Raw genomic sequence first — 8,179 nt, forward strand, 5'->3', positions numbered from 1 at the left:
GAACTGTAAATTTTACCTGGAGGGTTAATATTGCAAACGTTTTTTATCTTTTTATTTATATTCTTACTACCAATAAAACAGCTTTCTGCCTGTGAGATTGATATTTACGCTAATGAAAAAATGAAACCCAAAGCGTACATTGAAAATGGGCTGCCAAAAGGCATCTTAATTGAGATGATGGAATATATAGGCACAGATATCGGTTGCAAGTTTACTTACCATTTTTCGACATGGGCACGCGCCTATAAAAGCATGTTAGACAATAAAGGGGCCGCTATCGGCCTTTCTATCACCGAAAACCGTAAGAAGATTATTGATTTCTCTGATGTCATGTATAACGAAGATATTTTATTAGTTACTCATATAAATACCCCGTTCACCTATACAGGAGTGCAAGATTTAGCCGGTAAGACTGTCAGTGCATCACGTGCCGCTATATTCGGCGATGAATTTGAAAAAGGTATCAAAGAAAATATTTTTACCTTTATTGGCGATAATGGCGATCCCGTTCATCGTTTAAAACTAGTCGCCAGAGGACGCTTAGATGTCGCCATCATCAGCCCAGGTTTGTATGCTTTTAATAATGTTTTTAGCGAACATCCGGAACTGCTTGCTATCAAAGAGAAGCTTTATATTGTCCCTGCCACCTTATCGAATGATCCCAACCACCTTGGCTTCGCAAAAAATAACGACCACAAAGATTTCCTTAAAAAGTTTAATAAATCAATTAAAAAAGGCCGTAAAGAGGGAGTGTTTCAAGCAATCGAGAACAAATACCACCACTAAACTTAGCTTACCTTTATCCTCATCAATAAACATTATTCAATAAGCCCTTTGATTCATGATAAAAAACCAGAAAAAAGCTACCTTCTTTGCCTTAATTGCAGTAGTTATGTGGTCGACTGTTGCCAGCGCTTTTAAAGTCACATTAACTTACTTTTCAGCAATACAAATGTTATTAGTGGCATCGTTTACCACTATTTTGGCCTTAACCGGAATCTGTTTTTTTCAAGGAAAACTACCGCTTTTAAAACATTATTTGTTAAATCGTCCTATCTATTATCTGCTTTTAGGGTTAATTAACCCTTTCCTCTATTATCTTATTTTGTTTGAAGCATATGACCTGCTTCCGGCGCAACAAGCCCAATCTCTCAACTACACATGGGCGATTACTCTGACCATTTTAGCCGTACCTTTTCTCGGCCAGAAACTCAGTAAAAAAGATGGGCTAGCCATATTACTCGGTTACAGTGGTGCATTGATTATTGCAACCAAAGGCAATATTTTAACCTTAGACTTTGCCAGCCCATTGGGGGTCTTTCTTGCGCTTTTTAGTACGTTACTCTGGGCAATGTATTGGATTTTAAACAGCAAAAATAGCGCCGATCCCATTGTATCTTTGCTACTCTCTTTTTTGCTCGGTTTTCCCGCTATATTAATCGCAACGCCGCTGCTCAGTGATTTTCATATGCCCGATTGGCAAGGTTGGCTAGGGGCTATTTACATCGGTTTATTTGAGATGGGTTTTGCATTTGTGGCCTGGTTAAGTGCACTGCGTTATGCACAAAATACCGCTAAAATAAGCAACCTGATTTTCATTTCGCCTTTTATCTCATTACTGCTACTGAATCTCATTATTGAAGAGCCCATCTATCCGGCTACGATTATCGGTTTGATATTTATTACGACTGGGTTATTAATACAACAAATAAAATCTAAGCCCTCTTCTTAAGCGCTGTTTTAAGTGTAGAAAGAGCTGTTCGACATAACGGCGGGCTTGCCCTGATAGATCCGAGCAAGAGTATTGCTCTACTTGCAAATCTCAGGTGCAAATCGCTGGCCAAATTAATTTAATTGTTTTTCATCTAGCCTCCGCTTTATCCTTAAGCATCTTCGTTGTTATGAAGCTTTGATTTAACCAGTTAGATCTTCAGCTTAATGCCTAGAATCTACTCACCTCTCGACTTGCTGATTTTTGCATCTTGATTGATAACGGGTATAGTATGCGCCCCAGAAAATCAGCATTCTCAAAAACAGTATTATGGATCTGTTTTGCGATGAAATACAGGATATGAAAGATAATAATATGAGTAAAAAACAGCACTTCCAAAATTTTTTTTTTGCAGCTGTAGTACTGCTAACAACTCAGCTGGCAAGTGCAGCAGGTTTTCAACTTAACGCGCAATCTGCAACAGGTCTTGGCCGTGCATTCGCAGGCGATGCCGTTATCGCAGATAATGCTTCGGTAATGGCGCGCAATTCTGCCGCTATGGCGCTATTTGATAAAACAGCTATCTCGTTAGGTTTGAATATGATCAAATCAGAGATTGAAGTCAAAGATGCAAGCTACCAGCAACAACACTTAATTGATTATGGTGTTGCATACAGCACAAGCTCAAACTATCAAGATGCAGGTGATATCTCTTATGCGCCAAACCTGCATCTAATTGTGCCAATTAATGAAAAATTTGCTGTAGGTGTAAACCTTTATTCAAGCTTTGGCACAAAAACAGAATTTTCTAATAGTTTTAAAGGCGCTGAGTACGGAGGTTTAACCGATCTTAAAAGCGTGAATTGGGGGCTAGCTGTTTCATACCGTTTAAATCAGCAATGGAGTATTGGTGGAGGTTTGGACCTGATTTATGGTCAAGGCAAACTGCAGCGTGACTTAAATGCTTACCATCCCAAAAATGGTTCAGCTGTAGCAACTAATCAGGTCTTAGATGTTGATGCCTCTGGTTTTGCGCTTGGTTTTAATATCGGCACTGTATTTGAATTAAATACAAATAATCGTTTTGGTTTCTCCTACCATTACAGCCCGGAGCTTGAAGCAAAGGGAGATATTGAATTTAAAGGTTCAATCGCCAAAGATGATACATTATTTATGCCTCTACCGGATATGGCGGAGTTTTCGGGTTACCACCGTATACAAGATACAAAATTTGCCGTGCACTACAGTGTGCAGTGGATTGGTTGGTCAGCATTCGATACGCTTGATTCAAAAGCACATGGCACGCTTAATGATTACCAATGGAAAGATGCGCTGCATTTCTCACTGGGTGGAACTTATTATCTAAACAAGGATTGGACACTGCGTGGCGGTTATATGTATGACCAAAGTGCGCAAGATGAAATAACTTCTGTTTCGGTGCCCGATTCAGACAGACAATGGTTCTCTGCAGGTTTCACTTACCATCTCAATAAGAGATCTAATATTGATTTTGGTGCAACTTATGTAGCGGGTAAGGATGTTGATGTGACTGAAACAACTGAGTCAAATGGGGTTGAGGTTTCAACTCTTAATGCAACAACAAGGGCAAACGCGATTTTAGTCGCGATTCAATACAGCCGCAGTTTCTAACTTTTATTTAGCAGCCACTCCTTCCCATGCGCCACATGAGAAGGAGTGAAACACTAAATTTACAATCTAAAGACTAATCACAATTTTGGCGGAATTGCTGGTGACTTTTTTTGCTGTGCTCTTTAATCTGTCCCAAAATCGTTTTTATTTCTGCTTTATCTTGGGTTTTATCTAACTCCTTAAACAGATCCTGAAGCTGAGTAATGCCGTGCATATACAGCATATGCTGATGATGTTGTTCTGCTGTCATGCCCTCCATAGTTGGCATTGCTGACATATCATGATCTTCACTATCCATGTTCATATCGCCATGATCCATCTTCGAGTGATCCATTTCAGGCTGCTCAGCCATATCCATATCACCATGATCCATTTTTGAATGATCCATTTCAGGCATCGCCATATCACCATGATTCATCTCCATATCACCATGATTCATCTCCATATCACCATGATCCATTTTTGAATGATCCATTTTTGAATGATCCATTTCCGGCGTGGCCTGCATGTCCATTTTTGCATGGTCCATTTCTGACATATCCATCTGCTCGTGGTCCATACTTGCTGCATGCATGTTTTTGATTTTCACAGGTGTTTGATCAGCAAGCATCGAGCTCAACTTTAATAGCTCATTAAGATGTTGCTGCATCTTCTCTGCATCATCACCTTTAAACCCTTTTACATAACCGCGCAGTTCACTTTTCATATACTTCATAGTGTCACTCAACTGGGTATCTTTAATCTCACAGTGTTTTTCATGAGCAAATGCGCTTGTAAATGGTGTTGCTAGAAAAATAACACTACCGAATGCGACTGCCATTGTATTTTTTCTAATGTTCATCTTTGCTTTCCTTTTGATTTATTTGCTTGTGTTAACTGTTAATAAGATCAACCACCTTTTGCTATTAAAAGGTGATTCAAAATATTTGTCTTAATTCATATTGAATTGTTTGCGCAAGCTGATTTTTTTCCATTGGAAATAAACCGCAGGTAAAATAAGCAAGGTCAAAATAATTGCACTGACCATGCCGCCAATCATAGGGGTGGCGATGCGCTGCATTACCTCAGAGCCAGTGCCATCACCGTACATAATAGGCACTAACCCCATCACCACAACGGCCACTGTCATCATCACTGGTCGCACACGTAACCCTGCACCTTCCATTACCGCTTCTTTTAAATCATTGACATTAAAGTGTGTAAGACGCTGCTGTTTTTTTGCTTCTAATGATTGGTTTAAATACAAGAGCATAATTACGCCAATCTCTATCGAGACACCAGCAAGTGCGATAAAACCGACCCCTACTGCAACCGAGAAGTTAAAACCAAGTAAGAACATCAGCCAAATCCCCCCCATTAAAGCAAATGGCAGTGTGGATAAAATCAGCAAGACTTCCCCCACGCGGCGGAAGGCTAAATACAGCAGAATAACTATGATAACGAGTGTCACAGGTATCACTTTTGCCAAACGTGCATTGGCTTTTTCCATATATTCATATTGTCCAGACCAGACTAGTGAATATCCTCCAGGTAAAGTTAATTGCTCATTAACAATCTGCTGTGCATCTTTAACGTATGAGCCCAAATCGCGATTTTCGATATCGACAAAAATCCAACCATTAAGACGCGCGTTTTCCGTTTTTATCATCGGCGCACCCGCTTCGATATAAATATTAGCCACATCACTTAAACTGATATTCATTTTGCTTGGCGTCACAATCGGCAGACTTTTAAGTGCGGTGAGCGAATCGCGGTAATCATTCGGATAGCGTAAGTTGACCGGATAGCGCTCTAAACCTTCAATGGTTTCAGTGATATTTTTACCACCAATTGCGACTGCTACTAGCTCCTGGATTTCGGCAATATTTAGCCCATAACGTCCGGCCTTTTCACGGTTAATATCCACTTTTACATAACGACCGCCAGTTACTCGCTCTGCATATACTGATGCAGTACCCTCGACATCTTTTAAGATAGTCTCAATCTGCTTACCAATTTTTTCAATCTCACCTAAATCCGCGCCAGCTATTTTGATACCAATCGGCGTTTTAATACCCGTTGCTAACATATCGATACGGGTTTTAATCGGCATCACCCAAGCATTAGTTAGCCCAGGGAATTGAATTAGGCTATCCAACTCATCTATAAGCATTTTTTTGGTCATGCCAACTCGCCATTGATCTTTGGGTTTAAATTGAATGGTGGTTTCAATCATGGTCAGAGGCGCGGGATCAGTAGCGGTTTCAGCACGGCCAATTTTCCCCCATACGGTTTTCACTTCCGGCAATATTTTAATCAGCTTGTTGGTTTGCTGTAATAATTCACGCGCTTTACCGATCGAAATTCCCGGATAAGTGGTAGGCATATACATGAGATCGCCTTCATCAAGTGGCGGAATAAACTCACTACCAATCTTACTCACCGGATAGAATCCAACTAATAAAACAGCTAATGCAAAGCTAATAGCCAACTTTGGAAAACGTAAACTCATAGCCAGCACGGGGGTATATAAACCCACAAGAAAACGGTTTAATGGATTTTTATGCTCAGGTAGTACTTTACCGCGAATAAAATAGCCCATTAATACCGGAATTAACGTGATTGCCAAACCTGCGGAGGCAGCCATCGCATAGGTCTTAGTAAACGCCAGCGGCGAAAACATTTTGCCCGATTGCCCCTCTAAGGCAAATACCGGCAGGAAACTAAAGGTAATAATCAGCAATGAGAAAAACAGTGCGGGGCCAACTTCAAGGGTCGCTTTACTGATCACCTGCCAGCGGTTTTCATCAGTAAGCTCAGTTTTCTCCATATGTTTATGGACGTTTTCAATCATCACTATCGCGCCATCGACCATGGCACCAATGGCGATGGCGATACCACCAAGAGACATGATATTGGCGTTAATGCCCTGCCACGACATAATAATAAACGCGACAAAGATACCCACAGGCAGGCTTAATAGCACCACTAATGATGAACGAAAATGGAATAAAAAAGCAGCACAGACCAAAATCACCACGATAAACTCTTCGAGTAATTTAAGGTAAAGATTTTCTACGGCATTACCAATTAACTCCGAGCGATCATAGGTGGGAACTATTTCCACCCCATCCGGCAGGCTTTTTTGCAGCTCATTAAGTTTGTCTTTAACTGCGGCAATCACCCCCTGTGCATTCTCGCCAAAGCGCATCACAATCACGCCACTGACCACTTCACCTTCACCGTTAAGTTCGGTAATACCACGGCGCATTTGTGGGCCAAGGTTTATGGTCGCCACATCACCTAATAATAGTGGTGTGCCTTGTGCGTTCACATGTAACGGAATAGATTTGAGATCATCAATTGATGAAATATAACCCGAGGTGCGTACCATATATTCGGCTTCACCCATCTCGATAACACTCGCGCCTCTTTCTTGGTTGGCACTTTGAATCGCTTTGCTGATTTTATTGAGCGGCATGTTATAAGCACGTAATTTGTTAGGATCAACACGCACTTGATACTGCTTAACCATGCCGCCGACTGTTGCCACTTCCGATACACCCGCAACGGTTTGTAGCTCAAACTTTAAAAACCAATCTTGTAAACTACGCAGTTCACTTAAATCATGTTTTCCGCTTTTATCAACCAACGCATAACTGAAAATCCAACCTACCCCTGTAGCATCGGGCCCTAATGCCGAGCGGGCCTCTTTAGGAAGATCAGGTGCTACTTGCGAAAGGTATTCCAGCACACGTGATCGCGCCCAATACATATCGGTATTATCATCAAAAATGATATACACGTAAGAGTCACCAAAAAACGAATAACCACGTACCGTTTTTGCGCCAGGCACAGATAACATCGCAGTGGTTAACGGGTAAGTCACTTGGTCTTCAACCACCTGTGGCGCTTGTCCTGGATAACTGGTTTTTACAATCACTTGCACATCAGAGAGGTCGGGAATGGCGTCTATTGGTGTTTTCTGAAGAGAAAACAATCCATAAGCGACAATCGCAACGGTGATCAATAAAACCATAATACGGTTTTTAATTGACCAATTTATTATCTTAGCAATCATAATGTCACCTCTTTAGCGATTCGGCTTAAATGTGCTTTTCTTGGCGAGTCTAAATCAGAATCAGCACCTAAATCTAACCAATCGAGATCATCATCTTCAATGCTTGAATCGTACTCAGGTTCAGCTTGTTTGTTTTTTTCAATTTCTAACATGCGACCAAAATCAGCGCTGATGCTGGACTCTGAATCTAATAAAAACTGTGCGGAGGTAACAATTTTTTGCCCTTCGCTTAAACCCGATAAGACTTCCACCGAATCTTTGTTTTCCAGCCCTAAATTAACAAGCACAGATTTAAACTGACCATTACCTTTAGCTATCACTACCCGATTCATGTTGCCGGCATAAATGACCGCTTCTCGTGGAATTTGTAGTGTGTTTTTATTCATTTCAGGGGTTAACGTAACACTGGCAAACATATTCGGTTTTAATTGCGCAGTTGGGTTATCGAATTGTAAACGAACCCGTAATGTACGATTACTAGCGTTCATTTCCGGGTAGATAAAATCAACCTGTCCTAACCATTCTTGTCCAGGGAAATAATCCAAAGACATGATTGCTTTATCGCCAAGTTTAACTAATGATACTTGCGCAGCAAAAACTTCAACATCGACCCAAACTGTATCTAAATTTACCGCTTTAATAACCTGAGTTGCAGGTGAAATAAACGCACCTTCATTTAATTTAAGCTCCGAAATAGTGCCTTTTTGCGGTGCATAAACAGTTATATTTTGTGAAACCTTTTTACTTTTAATGATTTT

Annotated in this window: 6 protein-coding genes; 3 read left to right on the top strand and 3 right to left on the bottom strand. The window is 40.8% G+C overall.

The genetic code is table 11. The features are described from left to right. Nucleotides 1-30 precede the first annotated feature (30 nt). The 3 genes from AC4GME_RS03435 (at nucleotide 31) to AC4GME_RS03445 (ending at nucleotide 3,361) form a co-directional block, all read left to right on the top strand. Nucleotides 31-786 (top strand): substrate-binding periplasmic protein, encoded by a 756-nt coding sequence (locus AC4GME_RS03435; protein WP_490375587.1) that lies wholly within the window; start codon nucleotides 31-33, stop codon nucleotides 784-786. A 55-nt stretch (nucleotides 787-841) separates the two neighbouring features. Then, a complete protein-coding gene (locus AC4GME_RS03440; RefSeq protein ID WP_490375586.1) occupies nucleotides 842-1,732 on the top strand; it encodes a DMT family transporter in 891 nt (296 codons plus the stop codon). Nucleotides 1,733-2,086: 354 nt separating this feature from the next. Next, on the top strand, nucleotides 2,087-3,361 hold the full coding sequence (locus AC4GME_RS03445; RefSeq protein WP_490375585.1) for an outer membrane protein transport protein: 1,275 nt from the start codon (nucleotides 2,087-2,089) through the stop codon (nucleotides 3,359-3,361). Between the two features lie 73 nt (nucleotides 3,362-3,434). On the opposite strand, the gene AC4GME_RS03450 is transcribed toward AC4GME_RS03445, so the two are convergent. From AC4GME_RS03450 to AC4GME_RS03460, 3 genes are all read right to left on the bottom strand, one after another. Further along, nucleotides 3,435-4,202 (bottom strand): hypothetical protein, encoded by a 768-nt coding sequence (locus AC4GME_RS03450; protein ID WP_490375584.1) that lies wholly within the window; start codon nucleotides 4,200-4,202, stop codon nucleotides 3,435-3,437. Between the two features lie 90 nt (nucleotides 4,203-4,292). Then, on the bottom strand, nucleotides 4,293-7,421 hold the full coding sequence (locus tag AC4GME_RS03455) for an efflux RND transporter permease subunit (RefSeq protein ID WP_490375583.1): 3,129 nt from the start codon (nucleotides 7,419-7,421) through the stop codon (nucleotides 4,293-4,295). Further along, on the bottom strand, nucleotides 7,418-8,179 hold a 762-nt coding region (locus tag AC4GME_RS03460), incomplete at its 5' end, for an efflux RND transporter periplasmic adaptor subunit (protein ID WP_490379014.1). The genes AC4GME_RS03455 and AC4GME_RS03460, both read right to left, overlap by 4 nt.

The organism is Psychromonas sp. (genome assembly GCF_983033635.1).

Excerpts from the sequence above, each read along its gene's own strand:
- AC4GME_RS03440 (WP_490375586.1), top strand. The coding sequence starts at position 842 with ATGATAAAAAACCAGAAAAAAGCTACCTTCTTTGCCTTAATTGCAGTA.
- AC4GME_RS03445 (WP_490375585.1), top strand. The coding sequence starts at position 2,087 with ATGAGTAAAAAACAGCACTTCCAAAATTTTTTTTTTGCAGCTGTAGTA.
- AC4GME_RS03450 (WP_490375584.1), bottom strand. The coding sequence starts at position 4,202 with ATGAACATTAGAAAAAATACAATGGCAGTCGCATTCGGTAGTGTTATT.
- AC4GME_RS03455 (WP_490375583.1), bottom strand. The coding sequence starts at position 7,421 with ATGATTGCTAAGATAATAAATTGGTCAATTAAAAACCGTATTATGGTT.